Genomic DNA, 22,311 nt, shown 5'->3' with positions numbered 1-22,311 from the left:
GGAACGATTTATTCGTTCCCTTTTTTTTACCCGTTTTTATAAAAAATACTCTTCAAATTTTTATGTTTTGGATAGTATTGGAGGATACATATGAAAAAAAAATACAAAATACTAGTTGGCATCATCGTTTCATTATTTGTATTGTTTATTGGAGCAGGATTTATTGCGGGCAATTACTTTTACAACTTGGCGTTAAATCCACAATCTGATAAATCAGCCGTTCTTGATGCACCACATAATTTAATTGAATCTAATCCGAATGAAGTGAAAGAGCAAGAGGCTCGTGAAACATGGTTTAACAGCCATTACGAAGAAACAACGATTCAATCCGTAGATCAACTAAAACTACATGCTTATTCCATTAAAAATCAAAATGATTCAAACAAATGGGCAATTATTTTTCATGGATATTCAAGTGATGGATTACAGATGACCAAGTATGCAAAACACTTCTATGACATGGGCTATAATGTACTTATTCCTGATGCGAGAGGTCATGGTAAAAGTGAAGGAGACTATATCGGAATGGGCTGGCATGATCGCTTAGATGTCGTGTCATGGATTGACAATACGGTTCAATTAAATAACGATGCAGAAATTGTCCTTTTTGGTGTTTCGATGGGAGGCGCCACAGTAATGATGGCATCTGGCGAAGAATTACCTACAAACGTTAAGGCAATCATCGAGGATTGTGGCTATTCTTCTGTTTGGGGCGAATTTTCTTATCAGCTAAAAGCGATCTTCCACTTACCAGCCTTCCCTATCATGTATTTTGCTTCAGCCGTAACGAAATTAAAGGCTGACTATACACTTGGTGAAGCTGATACGGTCAAACAAGTTGCAAAATCACAAACACCGATGCTATTTATCCACGGTAGTAACGACACATTCGTCCCTTCTTCAATGCTAAATGAAGTCTATGAAGCAGCCAATGTGCCTAAAGAAAAACTACTTGTTGAAGGTGCTGGCCACGGTAGAGCCGAAAATGTAGCAGGAGCAAAATATTGGGAAGCAATCCAATCTTTTTTAAGCACCTACGCAAAATAATCGGTGCCAGTCACTCACACAATTTACTATTCTAGTCCTATTTTTTATAACTAACATAATAAAAATCCACGAACATTCCTATGGCAACACAAGTAGCCTAAGCCGCAACAAACGGCACAGTTAGCGCGGTTGCGGCCTACCTTGTGCCCATGGAATGCGCAGTGGATTTTTATGATTTATAAGTGCCAGTCACTCAAACAATTTAAAATGTTCCTTTGCTATTATCATTGTTTCTTCATCCATTCGCACAAAGCGCGCACAGTTTCACGATTTTGAGCAGGTGGATATTGATGTGCAAAACGGTAATCATACCACGTTTCAAACTTTTTATTGGCGTCCTCTAAGAAAAATACTAATTGCCTTGCATGTTCAATATCTACATTTTCATCACGATAGCCGTGAATAATAAGCACCGGTGCTGTAATGTGTTCAACTTCAAATAAAGGTGTACGTGCATCATAAGCCTCTGGTACACGATTAGGTGTCCCTCCAATTACGCGTTTCATCATACGACGCATATCTGTCCGCTCCCAATAAGTAGCTGTCGCATCTGAAACACCTGCCCACGTAACAACCGATGTAATATCTTTACGTAAAATTGCCGTCCACAGCGCCATAATACCTCCACGTGAAAAGCCAAACACATGAATATTATCATTGCAAAATTGCTTTAGCACATCTACTCCATGCACTGCATCATAACGATCCTGACCAGCAAACTCATCACGACCTTCTCCTCCTCTATTCCCTCGATAGTAAGGGGCAAAAACGATAAAACCTTGTGCGGCAAACTGAGCAACACGAGCCGGTCTCACCATGCCGATGCTTTGCATTCCTCCACGTAAATATAAAAACCCATCGTATGTACCTTCTGCCTTAGGCTCTGCTAGCAAACCTTTAACCCGTAATCCAAGTGATAAATAAGTAATTTCTGATAAACGAATAGCTGGATTCGGTGAAGGGTATGGACGTTTTTCAACTATTTCACCATTGATCGTCATAACGCTTCAGCTCCTCTAGCATTTTTTGCATGCCTTCGTCCTTCATATGAAAGCTTAAATTTTGGTGACTTACGAACTCTTCATCAGTTAGCCAGACCATTCCTGATGTCTCCAAGTCAAACTCTACCTTCTCCTGACTTACAAATTGTGCAGTAAAGACTGTTTTACAAAACAATAGTTCACCATGGACAGCGTATTCTGCGAACCAACGAAGATTTTTCACATGTACACCTGTTTCTTCAAATACTTCTCTAACAGCAGCTTGTTCTAATGTTTCGCCAGGTTCTACCTTACCACCTGGAACTTCTACGCCACGACGCTTATGAATCGTGCATAACCATTTATTTTTATGCTTTAAAAAGATAAGTACATGCTTCGGCTCAACTTCAAACTCACCTCTTGTAAAACTTAAATCGACTTGAAAACCATTTAAATCTGTAAATGAAAACATTCCATTCCACTCCTATTATTATATTGTAACGAATGTATTCATTACGTTCTGCTGACTTTATTTCATATACTGTGAGGAATCAATTACAAGGAAATAGTGACATTCTTCATTTGTTATATTGATAAATCGATGCTCTGTATCCGCTTCAAAAAAGAAGGAATCCCCTGCTTCTAATTCTTCATAAAAAGTGCCGCGTCCTAATTCAACACGTAACTTCCCGCTTTTAACAAAAATATACTCTTTTACGCCTGATTTATGTGCAGGAAATATACCCGATTCTTTATTGGCTGGAATGATATTTAAAACAAACTCAATGCCTCTAGAAGGAACGGAAGGTGATAATAAATGACGTTGAAACCCAGACTTTTCGTCGACATATATTGGGCGTTCATCTTTTCTTATAACTACAATATCCCTTTTTTCCTGTTGATCTAACAAAGCAGAAAGCGTTGTATTTAATGCCTCCGCAATTTGACAAGCTATTTGAATCGTTGGATTTTTTTCTTCTCTTTCAATTTGAGATAGCATCGAGGCACTCACGTTACTGACGACTGAAAGCTCCTGTAATGTCATCTTATTTTTTTTTCTAATAGCATTTACTTGCTTTCCAAATCCCATTATAAAAGCTCCTCTCACTACTTCGTTATTGTTCGTCCTACTATTATTTTTACTTTAGTGAAATTTTTATTTCAGAGATTGCCCTTCTACTATGATATTGTACATTATCTACAACAATCAACTTATAAGATGGTTCCCCTCAATACAGAAAAATTACCAACATTACATATTTACACTTTAGTGAAAATAAAATATACTAAAGCGAATAAATAGTACATAGGAGTGTTGTTCAATGATAAAAGTCGTTTTAGCACTATTACCTTTAGTTAGTATTTTATTTATGATATTCATTTTAAAAAAATCTTCTATTTTTACTGGCACTGTCGCTTGCATACTTACAACCGTTATCGCTATTTCTCCTGTATTTCACACCAGCGTCGTGTTGCTTCCTAAACCTTTCATCAAAAGTTTTCTTACAACAGTGCCAGTAATTTATATTTTATTTTTTGGCATTTTATTATTTCATTTAATGGAGAAATCAGGAGCGATACAAAAAATAGCTACTGCCATCGCCACCTCTACCGATGACAAAACGTATCAAGTGTTGTTATTAGCTTTAGGGCTCTCACCTTTAATTGAATCTGTTAGTGGCTTTGGCTTAGCGGTAATTGTTATTGCACCTATTTTAATAGCTTTAAAATTTAATGCGATCCAATCTTCCCTCATTGCATTAATTAGTTTATGTATAATTCCTTGGGGGACGTTAGCGATGGGCACAATGATTGGTGCATCATTAGGAAACATTCCCTTAGAGGATTTAGGTGTTGGTAGTGCCCTTCTGTGTATCCCTATTTATATTTATTTCGCCTTTTTAGTTACTTATATTGGAGTGGGAAAAAAAGCAATGAAAAAGAAACAATTGCAAATACTATGGATTGGATTGCTATTAGGTTTAAGCGTGTGGATTTGTAATCGTTTTATCAGTGTGGAGCTTGCAGGTTTAGTTGGCTCATTAACAGTTATCATAACAATTTTTATGATGATTACTTTACACAATAGGAGCAATCAGCATCGTTCTAATGCATTGTTAAAAAATATTTCTCCATATTTGCTGTTAATCGTTTTATTGTTCATTTCAAGAACCATTCCGCCCATTAAAGATTTTTTAACTCACCTATTTACCGTAACAATAAAGTCTTATCATTTTCAGTTATCTTTTTTATATTCGCCTGGATTTTTTCTCTTCATTGTTTGTCTTTTTACATGTATATTATTCCGTTTAAATAGCGCATCAATAATCGATAGCATTAAATTAACAATCAATAAATGTTACCCAGTATTGCTTACTACTTTTTTATATATTGTTGTTTCAGAAATGATGTCAGAGGCAAAGATGATTCAGCTACTATCTTTAACTGCTGCACATTCTTTTGGTTCACTTTTTATATTCATTACACCTTTAATTGGCGCTACGGGGGGTTTTTTAACTGGTAGTAATACGGCTTCAAATACGATGTTTATTCGATTACAAACAGAAACTGCGATACAGATTGGAGCTTCTCCCACTTTACTCGCTTGTATCCAAAATGTTAGTTCATCATTAATGACAATGGTAAACCCTTCTAGAGTCGCGTTAAGCTGTTCTGTTTGTAATATAACTACACTTGAAAACAACATTCAAATAAAAATGGCTATAGTTAGTATTGGTACGCTTGCCATTATTTTTATAGAAATCATTTTCCAATTACTATTTCTAAAATAAAATATTTAAGATAAAAAAATGTCTAGCATAAAAAGCTAGACACGTTTATTGAAATATGGAAGCTGTTCTACAAATTCCTTTGTATCGTCATCTCCATATTCATGAATGAGTGCGTAAATTTTCTTTAACCGTAAATCTAATTCGTCATTTTCTCTGTCCAAATGATATTGCAAATAAGGTAATTGCGCACGCCATCCATTCGCAATTTCTAATAGTTGCATTTGTTGAAATATTTTTTCGAAAACATCCAATGCTTGTCGATCTACGTTGAGCTCGAAATTCCATTGACCCTCGTATGGATTTGTATAATATGTTTTTTGAGCAAGTGAAAAATATACACGCTGACGATCCATTTATAACACCCCTTTTTCCATAGTATGGTGGTAAACAGAATGTTTTATTCGCTGGAATGTCAAACTTCCTTCACAACTAAACTAGAGCATCTATTTTATAATAGGTATAATGAACAAGAACGGAGTGAATGCAATGAGTTTAGTCTCGCTCTTAACGGTAGCAATCATAATCGTTGTTTTAGTTACAATTGCTACCATTGTAAGTGTCAATCGTGCTTATGCCTTTAAGCATACGGTTGATGAAAAGCCTAATCAAAGTTTTCATCAACACGATGAATAATCAATTACGCCTCGACGTAATTGCACCAGATTTATATAGCCCGATCAGAAAACTTCTGTAAAAATCTGTTGACAGTCGCAGGGCCTTAATTTGTTTCAGCTATCGTTTGAACCTAGCCAAGCAAATTATAAACACATTCTTAAGATCATCTTTTATAATTACAATAACGAATAGAAATTGGAGTGAAAACAATGGGTGTGCCATTACCAATAATAATTATGATTGCCATGATGATGCTAATGTTTGGAGTCTCCGTCATTGTCATTCTCAAGAAAAAAGGCGACTTTTTTACACAAACAATTGATGCTAAGCCTGAGCAATCAAATTCACATCACAAGGATGGTCAAGCATGAAATTTCCCTTTATATGGCTCATTCAGTTTTACAGAAAATTCATCTCACCTATGACGCCACCAACGTGCCGCTTCTATCCAACATGCTCCTCATACGGACTAGAAGCTTTTCAAAAGCACGGTGCTATTAAAGGTCTAATATTAACCGTAATACGTATTTTAAAATGCCAGCCACTTCATCCTGGTGGCTTTGATCCTGTGCCTGAAAAATGGCCTTCGAAAAAGAATTAATTTTCGAAGGTCATTTTTTCTTGTACTTTTTTCCGATGTGCGTTATTATAGAAACTGTCAAAAAAATAAATCGTAATGATTACTATTTGAAAGAGGTATCTAACATATGAAAAAAGTATTTCTATTTTTCTTAATTACTGTGCTTGCATTATTTACAGCTGCCTGCGGTGATAAATCATCTACATCGAAACAGACGACGGACAATAAAGACAAGTTATCCGTATACACAACTGTCTATCCATTGAGCTATTTTACAGAGCGAATCGGTGGCGATTTTGTAGAAGTGTCTTCTATTTATCCTCCTGGTACAAACGAGCATACATTTGAGCCAACACAAAAAGATATGATGAAATTAGCAGATGCGAATATATTTTTTTACATCGGCTTAGGGCTTGAGGGCTTTGTTGAAAATGCTAAAAAAACTTTAGCCAAGGAAGACGTTACAATGGTTGCGACTGCAGCTCAAATTTCCGATGAAAAATTAGCGGTTAGCACTGGCCATTCGCATGACGAAGAAGATGAAGCTGATCATGACCATGAACATGATGCAACTGAAGAAGATCACCATGATGAGCATGAAGCTCATGATGCAACTGAGGAAGATCATCATGATGAGCATGAAGCTCATGATCATGGTAGTGTCGATCCGCACGTATGGCTCTCGCCTATTATTAGTCAAGATTTAGCACTATCTATTAAAAATACATTAGTTGAAAAAATGCCAGCACAAGAAGCGACATTTACAGCAAATTATGAAGCTCTAGTAAAAGAGCTACAAGATTTAGACAGTGAATACAAAGCGATGGCTGATGCAACTCAAGACAAGACATTTTTTGTGTCACATGCAGCATTTGGCTACATCGCTGGCCAATATGGTTTAACACAAGTCCCAATTGCAGGCTTAAACTCACAAAATGAACCTTCTCAAAAAGAACTAACAGCAATTGTCGATAAAGCGAATGACTTAAATATTCATTACATTTTATTCGAGCAAAATGTTTCTTCTAAATTAGCAGAAGTCATTCAAAAAGAAGTTGGTGCTCAATCACTTGTATTGCATAATTTAAGTGTGTTAACAAGCGATGATGTAAAAAATAATGAAACGTACTTTACATTGATGAAGAAAAATATGCAAACATTAGAGAAGGCACTTAATGAGCATAAGTAATACAAAAAAACTTAGTTGTTAATATGAAGAAGGAGGTGCCCCAAGCAAAGGGGACACCTCCTTTATTATGACGTATTTTTCTTGTGGCATTCTCTTTTCAGTTCTGTCAACGCTAATGAGCCTCTTTTGTCCAACTTTAGCATTCGTTTTTACATTCACAAAAATCGGACGAAGCGTAAAACTTCTCTGTAGAATGAATTTTTCATTTTGTTCATCGAAAACTATTTGAACAGACTTGCTGTTATTTTGATCCTGATTGAATAACAGAGGCGTTGGTTCTACTAATTGTTTTATATGAAGTGTATTTTCTTCTAGCATAGCGAGCCCTCTATTATAATTTAAATAATTAGTTAAAGGTTTCGTAAGAACTTCAACTTTAGTTATTTGCTGCCAATCAGCATATTTCTCACTTGTTGCCGCTGGAAAACTTGCATAATCCCATGTATGATCTTGTGCTAGTTGCTTATCAGAAACGAGAAAATAATTATAGCGTACCTCGCCCTTATGATCGGGCAATGGATCATCCCATGTAACATCAATATGGTACCACTCATTATCAAGCTTCACTAATACCCATGCATGCAATTGTTCTCCCACTTTACCTGGTACATATTGTACTTCAAAGTCTAGCATCTCTAACATCCGATATAGTACTAAAGCATAGGCCTGACATACACCCTTGTTTTCAGTTAGCAACGTGTATGGGGAATACTGACTTCCTTCACTATCCTTTGAATACTCAGAAGTTAAGACGATATAATCATGTGCAGCCTGTATTTTCTCCAGTTTGCTTAATCCATGCATAGATGCAACAATAGTTGTCAAATTTTGCTCGACAAATGCCTCCTCTTCCTGTGAGATATGATAGGTAAATTGAAATTGAATGACAATATTATTTGCATAGCCATCATATTTCCATTTGAAACTAGAAATATTGGCGTAAATATATGGATCTGTAATGGCATGTTTTATAAGCTCTGTTAGTTGGTCTTTTAAGTCAGATATATTACCAGTGTATCGAATATCAAATTCAGTAGACAATTGCATCACTTCATTCTGAATTTGCTGTTGTAATGTTTCTATTGAATTAGCCGTTGCTATATTTTGTTGTTCATAATTTGCGAATACTTGCACATGACTCATTTGTAAAACAAATAATATAATGACAACATTATATATATATTTTCTCATATGAGTCATTCTCCTTTACTAAATAGTTTATGCCGCCCATTACTTATTATGTTAATGAATCATTAATTTAATCTAAAAAAATGAGGATTTAAAAATTTAATGGGATTGTATGGTGAAAAACTACGTAGTTGTACAGTGACGAGGAAAATAAAGCAATGTCGGCAAAATGCGTGAATGTAATAGAAATTACAGGACTCTTCATAATTTCTTCTATATCAGCATAATACCCGAATTTTTATGTCTTAAAAAATCCACTGCGCTTTCTGGCGGTTTGTTGAATGACTGGTACTTAGCATAGACACCTAATAGAACATAGGCTTCTCAAAACGTAAAAATCCACTTCGCTTTCCGCGGGCACGTTGTAAGCCGCAACCGTCGCTTTCGCGTCATCTGTTGCGTCTTACATTGCGTGTATTCCCGCAGGAGTCTTCGTGGATTTTTACTTGGATATGTCACTTGCAATGCTATAAGATTCTAAATTGTTTGAGTGACTGGCACTATGGTATAGACACCTAATAGAACATAGGTTTCTCAAACCGGAAAAATCCACTTCGCTTTCCGCGGGGCACGGTGTAAGCCGCAACCGTCGCTTTCGCGTCGTCTGTTGCGTCTTACATTGCGTGTGTTCTCGCAGGAGTCTTCGTGGATTTTTACTTGGATATGACACTAGCTAGGCTATAAGATTCGAAATTATGTGAGTGACTGGCACTATGGGAGTCCGTGGATTTTCTGTTCTTACGGTGTTAATTAAATTTGAAATTGCCAGAATTGTTTGGGTGACTGGCACTTTAAATTAATGAAAGTTATTCAGTTGAAAGTAATTCTAATAATTTTCTTCTTAGCAGCTTATTTGCTCCATTACGTGGAAGTTCATCGATAATAATGAATTGTTTAGGGACTTTATATTTAGCTAGTTTCTTTTCACAATATTGCTGTAAAATTTCTATATCTATCTGTTCCTTTAAAACAACAAAAGCTATTGGAACCTGTCCCCATTTCTCATCATCGATGCCGCACACCCCCGCTTCCTGAATTGCAGGATGCGCCAATAGAACATTTTCTATCTCAGCTGGATAAATATTTTCACCACCAGAAATAATTAAATCTGCACGACGATCGACAACAAACAAATAGCCTTCCTCATCCATGTAGCCAATATCTCCAGTATGAAGCCAGCCCTCCTCGGTGGAACTTCTTTCGGCAAAGCGCCCAATGTATCCAGGCGTTACATGTGGGCCTCTAATACAAATTTCACCCTCACCTTGCCCATTTGGTGCTGAAATTTTTATTTGATTAAAAAATAATGGCTTGCCTGCAGAACCGATTTTTTTCATAGCATCTTCACTTGCTAGTGTTGCTGTTTGCGATGAAGTTTCTGTCATACCATATGTTTGTGCTACGGCTAAATGTAGTGCATTCGCCCGTTTTAAATAATCTATTGGCACAGGACCACCACCTGCTAGCATCAATTTAAATCGCGGTGAAGCTACCGCATTGTTTAGCTCAAGTGTATTTAGTATGCGTTCTAATGTAACAGCGACCACTGACATATGTGTAACATCGCCATCCATTATGTTTTGTGCAATAGCATCCACATTAAAATGCTCGTATAGCTGTACTTTATTGCCGTATAACAATGAACGAACTAAAATCGAAAATCCACTTATATGGAATAATGGTACTGCACACAACCAAACATCATCGGCTTGTAAGCCTATGTTGAGAACAGAAGCTGTTGCACTTGCCTGGTGATTGCCAACCGTTTGACGAACCCCCTTTGGGAAGCCTGTCGTCCCAGACGTATACATAATGGATGTTGTTTGATTGAGTGACCATTCTTTTGCAATATCAACAGATTGTTCTGCACCATTTTCTATTGCAGTAAATATATGATAAGACGTATGGGGCGGTAATTTTGCTACATCTTCATCTGCAACTAGCACTACCTCTGCTTGTGAATCTTCTAGTTGATAAGCGATTTCGGCTTGAGAAAGCCTACGATTAAGCATTACCATTTCACATTGCAAATGCATACAAGCATACATCATCACTACAAGTGCAGGCGTACTCGGCCCCATAATAGCGATACGTTGCCCTTGCTTGATATTTATTGCTGATAATTGCCGAGCACGTTTTAAAGATAGCTCATTTAATTGTTGAAACGTCCATGTTTGTCCTTCATATGTGAGAGCGCTACGTAATGGCGTTACATACGCACGCTGCAAAATCCAGTTTGGGTACATTATTTGCTTCCTCCGATCATTTACAATGATAATGGTACCGCTTTTTCCATCATCGGTCTATTCGTCTGTCTCCCCTTTATAAAAATAGAAAAAGCTCGTATCTACATAGAGATACGAGCCTTCCACCATTCCGAATCAAGGGAATCTTGGGAATTGACCGAAGTCTGGTTGACGTTTTTCTTTAAATGCGTCACGACCTTCTTTTGCTTCATCAGTAGTGTAGTAAAGAAGTGTAGCATCGCCTGCCATTTGTTGAAGACCAGCTAAGCCGTCTGTATCAGCATTCATAGCCGCTTTTAGGAAGCGTAGAGCTGTAGGAGACATTTGTAGCATTTCTTCACACCATTGCACAGTTTCGTCTTCCAATTGTGCATAAGGAACAACTGTGTTTACTAAGCCCATATCAAGCGCTTGTTGTGCATCGTATTGACGGCAAAGGTACCAAATTTCACGAGCCTTTTTATGACCGATAATACGTGCAAGATAGCCTGAACCGTAACCAGCATCAAATGAACCAACTTTTGGACCAGTTTGTCCGAAACGAGCATTGTCTGCTGCGATTGTAAGGTCACATACAACATGTAATACGTGTCCTCCACCGATTGCATAACCAGCAACCATCGCTACTACTGGTTTTGGAATAACACGGATTAAACGTTGTAAATCAAGTACGTTTAAGCGTGGAATTTCATCATCTCCTACATAGCCACCATGGCCACGTACCTTTTGGTCACCACCTGAGCAGAAAGCTTGCTCGCCTTCACCTGTTAAAATGATAACACCTACGTTTTTGTCATCGCGGGCACGAGAAAATGCATCAATCATTTCCATGACTGTTTTTGGTCTAAATGCATTGCGCACTTCAGGACGGTTAATCGTTACTTTAGCGATACCGTTATAAAACTCATACTTAATATCTTCGTAAGTATGTAATGTAGTCCATTGACGTGTCATTGAAATACCTCCTAATTAAAATTCGCCTCATAACTAAGATGAGGCGCTAACGTAAAAAACATTACGTTAAATACTCATTTACTATTGTAGCAAATTCAGCTGGATTTTCCACATGAATTGCATGTCCAACGTCATTTACTGTCATATGCTTTCCATTTTTTAATAACGCTTTCATTTCTAATGCGATATTACAAAATTTAACATCTAACGACCCTGTAATTAATAACACAGGTAATTCTAATTGTGTTAAATTTCCCCAATTTGACGGCTGCATGCCAGTTCCAATTCCCCGTAAACTGCCAGCCAAGCCCATTTCACTTTGAGCCAATCGCTCTGATCGTACAACTTGTCTTGCATTATTAGATAACCGTTTTTGCGACTCGAATAACGGTATATTTTCCCACGCATGAACGAAGGACTGTAAACCATTATTCGTAATTTTCGTTGCTAACGCATCATCACGCTCACAACGCTCAATACGCTCTTTTGATGTTCGCAAACCAGGAGAAGCACTTTCTAACAATAACTTCTCAACACGATGCGGGTAAGCTATCGTATAGGATAATGCTATACGTCCACCCATTGAATAGCCAAGCAATGTAAATCTCTCTAATTGTAATTGACTAAAAATCTCCTCTAAATCACGCAATTGTTCATCCATTGTAAAGCGGCTATCTTGTTCCGGCACAGCTGTTTGACCATGACCGATTAAATCAATTGCTACGATACGTATATGCGGAAGATCCTTCGCCAAATTTCGCCATGTAGCGGTACTTCCAGTAAAGCCATGCAGGGCAACAATTGTTTGCCCTGCTGCTTCATTCCAAATATCTACATGTGTCTCAAGACCACGAATTATTAGCTTTGCCATGCTTTTAACCCTGCATTAATACGATTCCAAAGAGCGCGATGTGCATAAACGTTTTCTTCACGATCTGTAAAAATTTCGATTAATCGTAATGGACCTTTTTTCACCATATTAAACTTAGGTACTAATTGTGCAATATCCTCGATGCAGATGTAGTCCATATCATACATGCGAGCAATTTCTTGAAATTCGAGCGCAGTCGGTGTACCAAATAAATTCTCATAATGAGCATCTACAGTGGATTGTGGTAAATAAGAGAAAATACCACCGCCATCGTTATTCATCACAATAATTGTTATATTACATGCTTGATAGCGTGAAGCTATTAGACCATTTACATCATGTAAAAAGGCTAAATCTCCAATCAGCAAATACGTTTCACGGTTATTTCCTTGACTTAAACCCATCGCAGTTGATACAACACCATCAATACCATTAGCCCCACGGTTTGCAAAAACACGAATATCTTTTGATGTTGTCATTAAAAATGTATCGATATCACGAATTGGCATACTACTGCTGACGAATACATCACTGCCATTTGGAATTAATTCAAGTAAGCGACTTACCATTGCTCCCTCGTCAATTGCTCCTTCTGCATAGTGCTCAATATATTCAAGTGCGATGTCATTGGCATCTTGCCATTCCGCTAAATATGCCGCTTCTAGCGCTGTTTCAGAAAGATCTAATTGGACAAGCCATTCGCCAATGCTCGCATGTAGGAAATGTGTTGATACCCCTGTAGAATCACGGAACATCGGGTCTTCATCAACAACAATATAAGCTTGTGGCTGTGTTTTTGTAATAAATTGCATAATAAACTTCGATACAGGCTGAGCTCCTAGGCGAAGAACTGTTTCAGGTTCGACAAGCGCTTTAAAGTCATCATTTTTCATAATTGCATCATATGTAGTAATCACATATGGTAGACAATCATTTGGTACGGAAGTACGCATATTTGATAGACTCTCAACAATAATTGGCCATTTTAATTGGCGCACAAACTCCCACATAACAGTTAAATCTGTTCCTAGCGGTAGCTCACCAACAATGACAAATCCTTTTTTCGTTTGTCGTAATATAGATGCAAGTTCTAGCTGAGTATCCTTTGATGGTGTTAACTGTCCAATATTACTTTGCTTAAACGTAACATCTGGAAGTTCATCACGAAAATCAATGAGCAACGGTTCACGGAACGGTACATTAATATGCACTGGACCAAAAGGTGCACTAGTTGCAATAGCTAATGCACGTGCGATATGACGCTCGATAAACGGCAATGTCGGTGCAGCACCATCCGCAAGCGGAAAATCAACACTCCACTTTACATGTGCCCCATATAAATTTGTCTGATTAATAGCCTGTGGTGCTCCTACCTCACGTAATTCATGTGGTCGATCTGCTGTTATGACAATTAAAGGTACTCGCGCATAACTTGCTTCTACAATAGCAGGATAATAGTTTGCAGCAGCAGTGCCTGATGTACATAACAACACGACTGGCTTAGCAGTAGACTTAGCAATCCCTAGCGCAAAAAATGCAGCCGCTCGTTCATCTACTTGTCGGTACATTGTCAGTTGCTTTGTTGAGGCAAAAGCATAGGCTAATGGTGTCGAACGTGATCCTGGGCTTACAACAACATGTTGGACACCTGCCTGCACTAGGGATGCAACCATTTTATAAACATAATCAGTCAATATTTTCCGTTCACTCATGTACTTGTCCTCCTAACGCTCGAAGCATCGGACGGAATTTCACTAATGTTTCCTCATATTCAGATTGTGGCTCTGAATCAGCTACAATACCGCCACCTGCATATAAATAAGCTTTATCTTTTATTAAAGCTGCTGAACGAATCGCAACAGCGAATTCCCCATTCCCCTCTGCATCTAACCAACCAATTGGTGCAGCATAAAGCCCGCGATTCATCGGCTCGTATTTACGTATAGCAGTCATTGCCTCTTTTCTTGGCACACCGCCTAAAGCTGGCGTTGGATGCAAATGCTTCGTTAACTGTAAAATGGTTGCCTCGTTATTAAGCTGACCTTCAACTGGTGTATATAAATGTTGAATATCTCTAATTTTTAATAAGCGTGGTCCATCTGGTATTTTCATCGCAACACAGTTTTTACGGAACGTATCCGCAATCATATCGACTACATATTGATGTTCGCCACCATTTTTCGGATCATTTAATAAGCTTTGTCCATATGCGTTATCTTCCTCAGCTGTTTTACCTCGTTGAATTGACCCTGCAACGCATGATGAGTAGGCAAGACCATTTTCCACTTTTACAAGTCGCTCTGGAGATGCTCCAAAAAATAATAAATCTTTCCACTCTAGCCCAAACAAATAACTTTCAGGCTGTTCGTGAATAATTTGAGCTAATACTTGAGGTGAAGTTACTTGTTCCTTAAATTGCAGTGCAAGTGATCGTGCTATTACGACTTTATCTGCTTGCTTTGCTTTAATCAGTGCTGTTACCTGGTCAATTGACGCTAAATATGGTTCCTTATAGGGCTCGAAATAATCATTTATTTCAGGCTTCGCATACATTTTCACTTCTTTTACTTGTGCAGCATGGATTAAATGATCTCGCTCTTTACGCAACGCTTCAAATTGTCCATCTGCCTGCGTCGCTTTTGCGATAAGGTTTATGCTTACATAGGCTTTGTCATCACGTAATACGAGCTGATACGTTGCCAAGGCAAAATAAGCCTCTGGAAAGTCTGTCCACTCACCATTCACACTATTTTGAGGATCAAATGTAAAACCACCAAACAAAATTGGTTGTAGTTCAGCCTGACCTTTTACGCAATTTTTCGTTAAGCTTTTCCATTCTGCCTCTACAGCATCAAAGCGGTCACTTTTTGCGTTATTTTGAATTGTATGGGCATGTCCTAGCCCAACTAATGTCATTGTTTTTTCTCTATTTTGCCAATAAAATCGTTCACCTTTATAACGCTCCTCGCCCGCTGCATAAAATGCAAGAGCCGATAAGCGACTTACTTCGATTGTTTCCATATAAAAATGAAGGTTTTGGCCCAAAGAGTCCACTTCTACTTCTGTGGCTTGGTACCACTTCTGTTGCATGAAAATTACCTCCGTTATTGCAATGTACATAATCAATTATGTTTTCGCGTCATAGTACGTGTTGCTATAAATCCCACGTATATAACATCATACGTCTGTCGCTTCGATTTCACACACAAAAACATCTGTGACATCCGTCTTTAGCATTACTTATTGCGCTAAAATAGCCGTCCTATTTGTTTGACGGCTTTAGTCTTTCTACTGCTACGATTAGCTTAATTTATATTCCCATCTCTCAAATGCATGTACTATTGTATCATTTTTTTAAACATAACTGTATGTAATAAGCTGTGAACCTATCCATTTTCTCTTTCTTCGTATAAAATAAGAAGAGTCTACAATAGTTGAAGGAGAGAAAGACCTTATGACCAAAGTCATTGAAGCTGATAGGGGTTTTAAAGTTTGGTGGCATTTAACGCGCCCACATACTTTAACCGCTTCATTCGTTCCAGTATTTTTAGGAACAGCGATTGCTCTTGCAATTGAAAAAGAAACAATTAATTTTGGACTATTTTTTGCTATGCTGATTGCTAGTATGCTAATTCAAGCAGCAACTAATATGTTCAACGAATATTATGATTACAAGCTAGGATTAGATAATGAACATTCTGTCGGCATTGGCGGCACGATTGTCCGTCACGGTGTGCAGCCGAAAACAATTATGATGATTGCTTTAAGCTTTTATGCACTAGCCATGCTTCTTGGCATTTATATTTGTGCCTCAACTTCTTGGTGGCTTGTTGCAGTTGGACTAGTTTGTATGCTGATTGGTTTTCTATATACAGGAGGACCATATCCTATCGCATATTCACCATTTGGAGAGCTTGTTTCAGGGGCAGTCATGGGTATGGGTATTGTCTTAATCGCCTTTTATATTCAAACACTTACTGTAACATTAGATGCGGTTTTACTTTCTATTCCGAGTATGATTTTAGTTGGTGGCATTATGCTATCTAATAATATTCGTGATATCGTTGGGGATACAGAAGGTGGACGTAAAACGCTTGCCATCTTAGTAGGCCGTGACCGTGCTATTTCTGTATTATCTGGCTTTTTCATCGTTTCGTACCTATGGGTCATTGCATTAGTAGCAATTGATGGTATTACTTTTTGGGCGCTTATTATTTTCCTAAGTATACCGAAGCCGTTACGTGCTATCCAAATTTTCCGCGATAAAAAAGAAGCCAAGGAAGTAATGCCAGCGATGAAATATACAGCGCAAACAAATACATTCTTCGGTTTCCTATTAGGAATCGGATTGTTAGTGAATTATTTCTTTTATTAATATTAGACAACAGCCATTAAGATGTTCATCTTAATGGCTGTTGTCATTTTTTATTCTTTTGATAGTTATTAAAGAGCGTATCTTTACCCACTTGTTCAGTTAATTGGAGCGGAGGGTGGCGGCCCAGGGAAGGCGTCTCTCATAGGGGAAATCAACTGTGGCAGTACTTCTTATTTATAAGATGCTTAGTGCCAGTCACTCACACAATTTTTAGTTGATTGGAGCGAAGGGTGGCGACTCCTGCGGGAACAGCACAAAACGTAAGACGCAACAAACGGCGCGACTGCGACGGTTGTGACTTACGTTGTGCCCGCGGAAAGCGTCCGCCCGTAGCGGAAATCAACGGCAGTAGTCATCTAGATATATTTTTAAAAAATGAAAAGCAACAACCTTATTTGGTTGCTGCTTTTTTTATATATTGTCTAAAGTTATTGTGCGCGATCCCACGAACTTCTTCATCTGTAAAATGCTCTCGTAAACGCTCTAATAAATTTTGCGCTTCACCTGCGTGAGCGAGCCCTTTAACAGTAACATCTATTCCGTCAAAATCAGAACCTACTCCGAGATGCTCAACCCCAACGATACTTGCCAGATGCTTCACATGCGCAATTAAATCATCCATTGTTGCATTGTCCCCAATAAAATGCGGGAAGTAGACTAAATGAATATGACCTCCATGCTCTACAAGTGCCTTTGCCTGTTTATCTGTTAAATTACGTGGGTGGTCGCAAATCGCACGTGCATTGCTATGGCTTGCAACAAGATGCTTTGCCAATGGAAGCAAATCCCAGAATCCTTGCTCGTTTAAATGGGATACATCGATAATTATATCCCGTTCATTTAGCATATTGATAACCTCTCTGCCGAAAGGTTTTAACCCAAGACTAGCATCCTGCTCAGCGCCATAGGCTACACCATTTTCTTCATTCCATGTGAGTCCTACCAACATTACACCAGCATCCAAAATTGCCGACAGCTTTGTAATATCCTCACCAATTGCACTACAGCCTTCTAAACTTAAAATAGCACCAATTTCATGAGGCGCTAAAGTATTTAGTTGTGACCATTCCGTAATATGCACCATGCCTTCAGTTTGTAACACTTGTGTATGGAATGCTTCAATTTGACGCATTACCTCTAAAAATTGCATATTTTGTGGTGTCTTAGGGTCGATAAAAATAGCGAATACCTGCGCCTTTACTTGCCCTAATTGTAATCTTTCTTTACTTGCATGTAATCGCACATCATCCACAAATTTTGGCGCTTCTAGCGTCGTTAACTTTAATAATACATCACAATGTAAATCAATTATTTCCATGATATCACCCCATACAGTTATTATACTGGTCAAGGGAATAATTAGGAAGAAATCCTTGTATTTTTTACATTTTATCTGATGGCGTATCTGACGAGCCAAATTCCTCAAGCTCTTCGAAATCATCGGATTTTGGTAATGCTGATAGTACCTCTTCTTCTACTGGTCGTATTTGATCTTCTCGTTGCTCCGCATGTTCTACACATGTCAATGCATGTGGCATCGCTTCTAAGCGACCTAGCGGAATTTCTTCACCACATTCTGCACACTTGCCGTACGTTCCATCTTCAATAGCTTGCAGGGCGTTTTTGATTTCCTCCGCATGGTCACTACGATGCTCATCAATAGCCATTTCTGTAAGCTGATCAGTTAAATCACTCGCATTATCAGCTGGATGATTATCATAATTGGAGAGCTCTGTTGCCTGTGGTCGCTCTGATTCCTCTAGCTGCTGCTCTATTTCCTGTAATTCCTGCTCTAATTGTTTTTTAAACTTTTCTATCATTTGTTGTTCCATGAAATCTCCTCCTCATACATTCATTTTTTCCTAAATACTTATTTCTAAAACATCAGTATGAGAAGGATTCCTTTAGTTTTGTGTATATTCTCTAATTACATCATGCAGAAATTGAGTGGCACCAACAGATACATGATTATCGTAATAAGCTGTAAAGCGGTCATCTGCTACATACATTTGTGCTAAACCAGCATGTGCTTCCTTTGTATATTGCGGCCACGAAAAGCTCAACCAGCGTTTATGAAGCTCTGCAACTTCCATTGAAACATCATTTTGCACATCTCCTATTGCCATCGCCTCTTTTAATCGTTCAAATAATTGCTGTTCTAATTGTTGCATTGCTTTATACTGCTCCTCTGTTAAATTTCTAAATTTTGCATTCGATGCATCAACTGTTTCTTGACCATAGTTTGCACGAATTTCTTTACCATATTGCTTTTCATTTTCCTCAATTAGCTGCTCTTTAAAGCCATCAAATTTCTCTTCGTTCGTCATTGGACGTTCCCCCTCAATCGATTGAATTGTTTGTTCCACTGTTTTTAATAATTGATCTAGCTGTTTTTTTCGTTGTAGTAAAGCATCACGATGTGTTTTTAATGCAGCAGTATGTTGAAAATCAGGTGCATGAATAATGTTGTGAATCGTCACTAGTTTCATATCTAGTGCTCTATAAAATAAAATTTGCTGAAGTATATCGACTTCATGTTGACCATAAAAGCGATAACCCGCCTCGTTTGTTCTTGCTGGTTTTAGCAAATCGATTTCATCATAGTAGCGTAACGTTCTCGTACTGACCCCAGACAATTTGGCAAGTTGTTGAATTGTATATTCCATTGCTCTCACCTCCATATTCATACTGTAAACCTTTACGCAGCGTTAAGGTCAAGGGCTATTTACATTATTCTCTCCTAAAGGAAAAATAAAAAGAGCAGTGTCTACTTTACTACCAGACATAGCTCTTAAAAGTCGCTTATACTATTTGGTACAGAAATATCCTAGAGATGTTCACTCATTACTATTTTGCATACTTACCATGCCACACAATATTTCGGTAGTTTTCTACGTCCGTGTCTCCCTCTGTATTCACAAATAGTATGTTTGATTGTTTATTTAACTGCAAAGCTGCCTTTAAATCTTTGTAATCCTTATTTGTCATTAATTCATAAAAACATCCGAACGGGGCTGCACCTGATTCGCCAGCAACTATGCGATGATCCGAACCAATTGGATTTGCTAACACACGCATGCCCGTTGCCGCTACATTTTCATCACAGCAAATACTAACTTTCGTATACGCTTTTAAAATATCCCAAGCCATGGGATTTGGCTCCCCACATGCTAAGCCAGCCATAATCGTTTGCATTTCTCCACCGACAGTAACAAAATGCTCCGTTCCCTGTTTAAAACTTTCGTAGAAGCAATTTGCTGCTTCAGGCTCTACTAAAACAACTGTTACTTGCTGACCATAAAAATGTTGTAGAAAAGCAACGACTGCTCCCGCAAAGGAACCAACCCCTGCCTGTAAAAATACATGGGTTGGTGCTTCTTCTAATTGATCGACGGCTTCCTTCGCTAAAGTTGTATAGCCTTGCATAATCCATAAAGGGATTTCTTCATAGCCTTCCCACATCGTATCCTGTATGATTACCCAGCCATTTTCCTCTGCCAGCTGTGACGTATAGCGTACGGTATCATCATAATTCATCGTCGTGATTTCCGCATAGGCCCCTTCATTCTTAATATTTTGCAATCTTTCTTCGGCGCTGCCAGCCGGCATATATATCCGCGCCTTGCAGCCTAGTTCTCTTGCAGCCCAAGCAACCCCTCGCCCATGGTTGCCATCTGTCGTTGAAATAAAGGTTAAATTGCCTAGTTGTTCTTTTACTTCAGGCGACTTGAGTTGTTCAAATGACAGCTCATCAATATTTTTTCCAAGTAACTGAGCAACATACTGTCCTATTGCATAAATACCACCTAAAACTTTAAATGCATTTAAGCCAAATCGAAATGACTCATCTTTCATAAATATTTTATTGACCCCTATATGGGATGCTAAAAAATCTAAACTACGTAAAGGTGTCTTTTCGAAACCATCATATGTACGATGAAATTGTTCCACACGATTAACCTGTCTCACTGTGAAATTTTGTAGTACAGGTGCTACTCGTTCTATGTTTTCCTGTAACTGATATTGCCGATTGTACACCCATCTCAATTTATGGCTCATCCTAATCCCCCTCTATTTATCGTTCATTACTATATTACCTGAAAATTCAATTAAAAAGAACAATAGTATGCGCAACAGTAGATAATATCATGTATAAATCGTAAGTACTGAAATCTCACTTATATTTAGCTCTCAAACTTTCACTCTAGCAAAAAAAAAAACGCAGCAAATGTGATGTTCACATTTACTGCGTTTTAGTATGACCCCTACGGGATTCGAACCCGTGTTACCGCCGTGAAAGGGCGGTGTCTTAACCGCTTGACCAAGGGGCCAATGGCGGAGAAGGAGGGATTTGAACCCTCGCGCCGGTTACCCGACCTACACCCTTAGCAGGGGCGCCTCTTCAGCCTCTTGAGTACTTCCCCACAAATAAAAAATGGCTCCGAAGGCAGGACTCGAACCTGCGACAACCTGATTAACAGTCAGGTGCTACTACCAACTGAGCTACTTCGGAATAATGGTGGGCCTAAATGGACTCGAACCATCGACCTCACGCTTATCAGGCGTGCGCTCTAACCAGCTGAGCTATAGGCCCATTTGGAGCGGGTGATGAGAATCGAACTCACGACATCAGCTTGGAAGGCTGAGGTTTTACCATTAAACTACACCCGCGTATATGGTGGGTCAGGACGGAATCGAACCGCCGACACTTAGAGCTTCAATCTAATGCTCTACCAACTGAGCTACTGACCCATATACTTCTTACTAAGCTATCAACTTATTTAAAAATGGCGGTCCCGACCGGGATCGAACCGGCGATCTCCTGCGTGACAGGCAGGCATGTTAACCGCTACACCACGGGACCATTTGGTTGCGGGGGCCGGATTTGAACCAACGACCTTCGGGTTATGAGCCCGACGAGCTACCACTGCTCCACCCCGCGAAAATAATATTCATTTATATCGAGTTGTTAGCACACCATTTACAAAATAAAAACTGGAGGAGGTAGAGGGATTCGAACCCCCGCGCGGTGTTACCCGCCTGTCGGTTTTCAAGACCGATCCCTTCAGCCGAACTTGGGTATACCTCCGTAACATTATATAAATGGTGGACCTTGCAGGACTCGAACCTGCGACCGGACGGTTATGAGCCGTCTGCTCTAACCAACTGAGCTAAAGGTCCTTTAAGATGGCGGCGGAGGGAGTCGAACCCACGACCTTTCGGGTATGAACCGAATGCTCTAGCCAGCTGAGCTACACCGCCAGGATCTTTATACTGGTTATAAATTATGGTGGAGCCTAGCGGGATCGAACCGCTGACCTCCTGCGTGCAAGGCAGGCGCTCTCCCAGCTGAGCTAAGGCCCCATAAATTCATGTTACTAGGAAATGGTCGGGAAGACAGGATTCGAACCTGCGACCCCTTGGTCCCAAACCAAGTGCTCTACCAAGCTGAGCTACTTCCCGTTCATTTATTG

At 38.9% G+C, this 22,311-nt stretch carries 21 protein-coding genes and 13 tRNA genes; 7 read left to right on the top strand and 27 right to left on the bottom strand.

Features of this window, described 5'->3' with window-relative positions; translation table 11 throughout:
* Positions 1 to 90: 90 nt before the first annotated feature.
* Positions 91 to 1,047 (top strand): alpha/beta fold hydrolase, encoded by a 957-nt coding sequence (locus ACIQXW_RS14710; RefSeq protein WP_402763265.1) that lies wholly within the window; start codon positions 91 to 93, stop codon positions 1,045 to 1,047.
* Positions 1,048 to 1,271: 224 nt separating this feature from the next.
* Here ACIQXW_RS14710 and ACIQXW_RS14705 read toward each other — a convergent pair whose 3' ends face one another.
* From ACIQXW_RS14705 to ACIQXW_RS14695, 3 genes are read right to left on the bottom strand one after another with little or no spacing between them, the layout of a single operon-like run.
* On the bottom strand, positions 1,272 to 2,048 hold the full coding sequence (locus tag ACIQXW_RS14705; RefSeq protein ID WP_340822914.1) for an alpha/beta hydrolase family protein: 777 nt from the start codon (positions 2,046 to 2,048) through the stop codon (positions 1,272 to 1,274).
* Positions 2,032 to 2,499, bottom strand: a complete 468-nt coding sequence (locus ACIQXW_RS14700) for an NUDIX domain-containing protein (RefSeq protein WP_340822913.1) — start codon at positions 2,497 to 2,499, stop codon at positions 2,032 to 2,034. The genes ACIQXW_RS14705 and ACIQXW_RS14700 overlap by 17 nt, the downstream gene beginning before the upstream one ends.
* 57 nt (positions 2,500 to 2,556) lie before the next feature.
* Entirely contained in the window at positions 2,557 to 3,117 is a 561-nt protein-coding gene (locus ACIQXW_RS14695) for a helix-turn-helix domain-containing protein (RefSeq protein WP_402763261.1), read from the bottom strand.
* Positions 3,118 to 3,349: 232 nt separating this feature from the next.
* Between ACIQXW_RS14695 and ACIQXW_RS14690 the strand changes: the two genes are divergently transcribed.
* Positions 3,350 to 4,819: an L-lactate permease gene (locus ACIQXW_RS14690; protein ID WP_402763258.1), complete on the top strand. Its 1,470-nt coding sequence runs from the start codon at positions 3,350 to 3,352 to the stop codon at positions 4,817 to 4,819.
* 35 nt (positions 4,820 to 4,854) lie between these two features.
* Here the strand turns inward: ACIQXW_RS14690 and ACIQXW_RS14685 are convergent, their stop codons facing one another.
* A complete protein-coding gene (locus ACIQXW_RS14685) occupies positions 4,855 to 5,172 on the bottom strand; it encodes a transposase (protein ID WP_340822908.1) in 318 nt (105 codons plus the stop codon).
* Between the two features lie 133 nt (positions 5,173 to 5,305).
* Between ACIQXW_RS14685 and ytzI the strand changes: the two genes are divergently transcribed.
* The 4 genes from ytzI to ACIQXW_RS14665 all read left to right on the top strand — a co-directional run bounded on the left by ytzI (position 5,306) and on the right by ACIQXW_RS14665 (position 7,203).
* Positions 5,306 to 5,452 (top strand): YtzI protein, encoded by a 147-nt coding sequence (ytzI, locus tag ACIQXW_RS14680; protein ID WP_340822907.1) that lies wholly within the window; start codon positions 5,306 to 5,308, stop codon positions 5,450 to 5,452.
* 191 nt (positions 5,453 to 5,643) lie between these two features.
* Positions 5,644 to 5,805: a hypothetical protein gene (locus tag ACIQXW_RS14675; protein WP_340822905.1), complete on the top strand. Its 162-nt coding sequence runs from the start codon at positions 5,644 to 5,646 to the stop codon at positions 5,803 to 5,805.
* A complete protein-coding gene (gene yidD / locus ACIQXW_RS14670) occupies positions 5,802 to 6,035 on the top strand; it encodes a membrane protein insertion efficiency factor YidD (RefSeq protein ID WP_402763254.1) in 234 nt (77 codons plus the stop codon). Before ACIQXW_RS14675 ends, yidD begins: the two co-directional genes overlap by 4 nt.
* Positions 6,036 to 6,141: 106 nt before the next feature.
* A complete protein-coding gene (locus ACIQXW_RS14665) occupies positions 6,142 to 7,203 on the top strand; it encodes a metal ABC transporter solute-binding protein, Zn/Mn family (RefSeq protein WP_402763251.1) in 1,062 nt (353 codons plus the stop codon).
* Between the two features lie 18 nt (positions 7,204 to 7,221).
* On the opposite strand, the gene ACIQXW_RS14660 is transcribed toward ACIQXW_RS14665, so the two are convergent.
* The 6 genes from ACIQXW_RS14660 to ACIQXW_RS14635 all read right to left on the bottom strand — a co-directional run bounded on the left by ACIQXW_RS14660 (position 7,222) and on the right by ACIQXW_RS14635 (position 15,552).
* Entirely contained in the window at positions 7,222 to 8,394 is a 1,173-nt protein-coding gene (locus tag ACIQXW_RS14660) for a transglutaminase domain-containing protein (protein ID WP_401020840.1), read from the bottom strand.
* 803 nt (positions 8,395 to 9,197) lie between these two features.
* Positions 9,198 to 10,637 carry an o-succinylbenzoate--CoA ligase gene (locus ACIQXW_RS14655; RefSeq protein ID WP_402763248.1) on the bottom strand — a complete coding sequence of 480 codons (1,440 nt, stop codon included), beginning with the start codon at positions 10,635 to 10,637 and terminating at the stop codon, positions 9,198 to 9,200.
* A 135-nt stretch (positions 10,638 to 10,772) separates the two neighbouring features.
* Positions 10,773 to 11,591 carry a 1,4-dihydroxy-2-naphthoyl-CoA synthase gene (gene menB, locus ACIQXW_RS14650; RefSeq protein ID WP_340822899.1) on the bottom strand — a complete coding sequence of 273 codons (819 nt, stop codon included), beginning with the start codon at positions 11,589 to 11,591 and terminating at the stop codon, positions 10,773 to 10,775.
* Between the two features lie 61 nt (positions 11,592 to 11,652).
* Entirely contained in the window at positions 11,653 to 12,462 is an 810-nt protein-coding gene (gene menH / locus ACIQXW_RS14645; RefSeq protein ID WP_402763245.1) for a 2-succinyl-6-hydroxy-2,4-cyclohexadiene-1-carboxylate synthase, read from the bottom strand.
* Positions 12,450 to 14,174: a 2-succinyl-5-enolpyruvyl-6-hydroxy-3-cyclohexene-1-carboxylic-acid synthase gene (menD, locus tag ACIQXW_RS14640; protein ID WP_402763242.1), complete on the bottom strand. Its 1,725-nt coding sequence runs from the start codon at positions 14,172 to 14,174 to the stop codon at positions 12,450 to 12,452. The genes menH and menD overlap by 13 nt, the downstream gene beginning before the upstream one ends.
* Positions 14,167 to 15,552, bottom strand: a complete 1,386-nt coding sequence (locus ACIQXW_RS14635) for an isochorismate synthase (RefSeq protein WP_402763239.1) — start codon at positions 15,550 to 15,552, stop codon at positions 14,167 to 14,169. Before ACIQXW_RS14635 ends, menD begins: the two co-directional genes overlap by 8 nt.
* A 364-nt stretch (positions 15,553 to 15,916) precedes the next feature.
* On the opposite strand from ACIQXW_RS14635, the gene ACIQXW_RS14630 reads away from it, so the two are divergent.
* Positions 15,917 to 16,837 carry a 1,4-dihydroxy-2-naphthoate polyprenyltransferase gene (locus ACIQXW_RS14630; RefSeq protein WP_340822895.1) on the top strand — a complete coding sequence of 307 codons (921 nt, stop codon included), beginning with the start codon at positions 15,917 to 15,919 and terminating at the stop codon, positions 16,835 to 16,837.
* A 391-nt stretch (positions 16,838 to 17,228) separates the two neighbouring features.
* Here the strand turns inward: ACIQXW_RS14630 and ACIQXW_RS14625 are convergent, their stop codons facing one another.
* The 17 genes from ACIQXW_RS14625 to ACIQXW_RS14545 all read right to left on the bottom strand — a co-directional run bounded on the left by ACIQXW_RS14625 (position 17,229) and on the right by ACIQXW_RS14545 (position 22,300).
* Complete coding sequence (locus tag ACIQXW_RS14625; protein ID WP_402763236.1) at positions 17,229 to 18,155, bottom strand: dipeptidase; 927 nt, start codon at positions 18,153 to 18,155, stop codon at positions 17,229 to 17,231.
* Positions 18,156 to 18,219: 64 nt separating this feature from the next.
* Positions 18,220 to 18,669, bottom strand: coding sequence for a TraR/DksA C4-type zinc finger protein (locus ACIQXW_RS14620; protein ID WP_340822891.1), 450 nt, complete (start codon positions 18,667 to 18,669; stop codon positions 18,220 to 18,222).
* A 72-nt stretch (positions 18,670 to 18,741) separates the two neighbouring features.
* A complete protein-coding gene (locus ACIQXW_RS14615; RefSeq protein ID WP_402763232.1) occupies positions 18,742 to 19,503 on the bottom strand; it encodes a MerR family transcriptional regulator in 762 nt (253 codons plus the stop codon).
* Positions 19,504 to 19,684: 181 nt separating this feature from the next.
* Positions 19,685 to 20,896, bottom strand: coding sequence for a diaminopropionate ammonia-lyase (gene dpaL / locus ACIQXW_RS14610; protein ID WP_402763229.1), 1,212 nt, complete (start codon positions 20,894 to 20,896; stop codon positions 19,685 to 19,687).
* A gap of 200 nt (positions 20,897 to 21,096) precedes the next feature.
* Positions 21,097 to 21,168: transfer RNA gene (locus ACIQXW_RS14605), tRNA-Glu, on the bottom strand.
* 2 nt (positions 21,169 to 21,170) lie between these two features.
* Positions 21,171 to 21,261: transfer RNA gene (locus ACIQXW_RS14600), tRNA-Ser, on the bottom strand.
* 12 nt (positions 21,262 to 21,273) lie between these two features.
* Positions 21,274 to 21,350: transfer RNA gene (locus tag ACIQXW_RS14595), tRNA-Asn, on the bottom strand.
* 4 nt (positions 21,351 to 21,354) lie between these two features.
* Positions 21,355 to 21,431 (bottom strand) — tRNA-Ile (locus tag ACIQXW_RS14590).
* Positions 21,432 to 21,434: 3 nt separating this feature from the next.
* Positions 21,435 to 21,508 (bottom strand) — tRNA-Gly (locus ACIQXW_RS14585).
* A gap of 5 nt (positions 21,509 to 21,513) precedes the next feature.
* A tRNA-Phe gene (locus ACIQXW_RS14580) sits at positions 21,514 to 21,589 on the bottom strand.
* Positions 21,590 to 21,625: 36 nt separating this feature from the next.
* A tRNA-Asp gene (locus ACIQXW_RS14575) sits at positions 21,626 to 21,701 on the bottom strand.
* Positions 21,702 to 21,704: 3 nt separating this feature from the next.
* Positions 21,705 to 21,779 (bottom strand) — tRNA-Met (locus tag ACIQXW_RS14570).
* Positions 21,780 to 21,833: 54 nt separating this feature from the next.
* Positions 21,834 to 21,926 (bottom strand) — tRNA-Ser (locus ACIQXW_RS14565).
* A 15-nt stretch (positions 21,927 to 21,941) separates the two neighbouring features.
* A tRNA-Ile gene (locus tag ACIQXW_RS14560) sits at positions 21,942 to 22,018 on the bottom strand.
* 7 nt (positions 22,019 to 22,025) lie between these two features.
* A tRNA-Met gene (locus tag ACIQXW_RS14555) sits at positions 22,026 to 22,099 on the bottom strand.
* A 26-nt stretch (positions 22,100 to 22,125) separates the two neighbouring features.
* A tRNA-Ala gene (locus ACIQXW_RS14550) sits at positions 22,126 to 22,201 on the bottom strand.
* A 22-nt stretch (positions 22,202 to 22,223) separates the two neighbouring features.
* Positions 22,224 to 22,300, bottom strand: a tRNA-Pro gene (locus ACIQXW_RS14545).
* Between the last annotated feature and the right edge of the window lie 11 nt (positions 22,301 to 22,311).

Origin of the sequence: Lysinibacillus sp. NPDC097162, assembly GCF_044762185.1 — a bacterium.
Taxonomy (GTDB): domain Bacteria; phylum Bacillota; class Bacilli; order Bacillales_A; family Planococcaceae; genus Lysinibacillus.
This window is presented reverse-complemented; position numbering and strand designations above follow the sequence as displayed.

Excerpts from the sequence above, each read along its gene's own strand:
- ACIQXW_RS14710 (WP_402763265.1), top strand. The coding sequence starts at position 91 with ATGAAAAAAAAATACAAAATACTAGTTGGCATCATCGTTTCATTATTT.
- ACIQXW_RS14705 (WP_340822914.1), bottom strand. The coding sequence starts at position 2,048 with ATGACGATCAATGGTGAAATAGTTGAAAAACGTCCATACCCTTCACCG.
- ACIQXW_RS14700 (WP_340822913.1), bottom strand. The coding sequence starts at position 2,499 with ATGTTTTCATTTACAGATTTAAATGGTTTTCAAGTCGATTTAAGTTTT.
- ACIQXW_RS14695 (WP_402763261.1), bottom strand. The coding sequence starts at position 3,117 with ATGGGATTTGGAAAGCAAGTAAATGCTATTAGAAAAAAAAATAAGATG.
- ACIQXW_RS14690 (WP_402763258.1), top strand. The coding sequence starts at position 3,350 with ATGATAAAAGTCGTTTTAGCACTATTACCTTTAGTTAGTATTTTATTT.
- ACIQXW_RS14685 (WP_340822908.1), bottom strand. The coding sequence starts at position 5,172 with ATGGATCGTCAGCGTGTATATTTTTCACTTGCTCAAAAAACATATTAT.
- ytzI (WP_340822907.1), top strand. The coding sequence starts at position 5,306 with ATGAGTTTAGTCTCGCTCTTAACGGTAGCAATCATAATCGTTGTTTTA.
- ACIQXW_RS14675 (WP_340822905.1), top strand. The coding sequence starts at position 5,644 with ATGGGTGTGCCATTACCAATAATAATTATGATTGCCATGATGATGCTA.
- yidD (WP_402763254.1), top strand. The coding sequence starts at position 5,802 with ATGAAATTTCCCTTTATATGGCTCATTCAGTTTTACAGAAAATTCATC.
- ACIQXW_RS14665 (WP_402763251.1), top strand. The coding sequence starts at position 6,142 with ATGAAAAAAGTATTTCTATTTTTCTTAATTACTGTGCTTGCATTATTT.
- ACIQXW_RS14660 (WP_401020840.1), bottom strand. The coding sequence starts at position 8,394 with ATGAGAAAATATATATATAATGTTGTCATTATATTATTTGTTTTACAA.
- ACIQXW_RS14655 (WP_402763248.1), bottom strand. The coding sequence starts at position 10,637 with ATGTACCCAAACTGGATTTTGCAGCGTGCGTATGTAACGCCATTACGT.
- menB (WP_340822899.1), bottom strand. The coding sequence starts at position 11,591 with ATGACACGTCAATGGACTACATTACATACTTACGAAGATATTAAGTAT.
- menH (WP_402763245.1), bottom strand. The coding sequence starts at position 12,462 with ATGGCAAAGCTAATAATTCGTGGTCTTGAGACACATGTAGATATTTGG.
- menD (WP_402763242.1), bottom strand. The coding sequence starts at position 14,174 with ATGAGTGAACGGAAAATATTGACTGATTATGTTTATAAAATGGTTGCA.
- ACIQXW_RS14635 (WP_402763239.1), bottom strand. The coding sequence starts at position 15,552 with ATGCAACAGAAGTGGTACCAAGCCACAGAAGTAGAAGTGGACTCTTTG.
- ACIQXW_RS14630 (WP_340822895.1), top strand. The coding sequence starts at position 15,917 with ATGACCAAAGTCATTGAAGCTGATAGGGGTTTTAAAGTTTGGTGGCAT.
- ACIQXW_RS14625 (WP_402763236.1), bottom strand. The coding sequence starts at position 18,155 with ATGGAAATAATTGATTTACATTGTGATGTATTATTAAAGTTAACGACG.
- ACIQXW_RS14620 (WP_340822891.1), bottom strand. The coding sequence starts at position 18,669 with ATGGAACAACAAATGATAGAAAAGTTTAAAAAACAATTAGAGCAGGAA.
- ACIQXW_RS14615 (WP_402763232.1), bottom strand. The coding sequence starts at position 19,503 with ATGGAATATACAATTCAACAACTTGCCAAATTGTCTGGGGTCAGTACG.
- dpaL (WP_402763229.1), bottom strand. The coding sequence starts at position 20,896 with ATGAGCCATAAATTGAGATGGGTGTACAATCGGCAATATCAGTTACAG.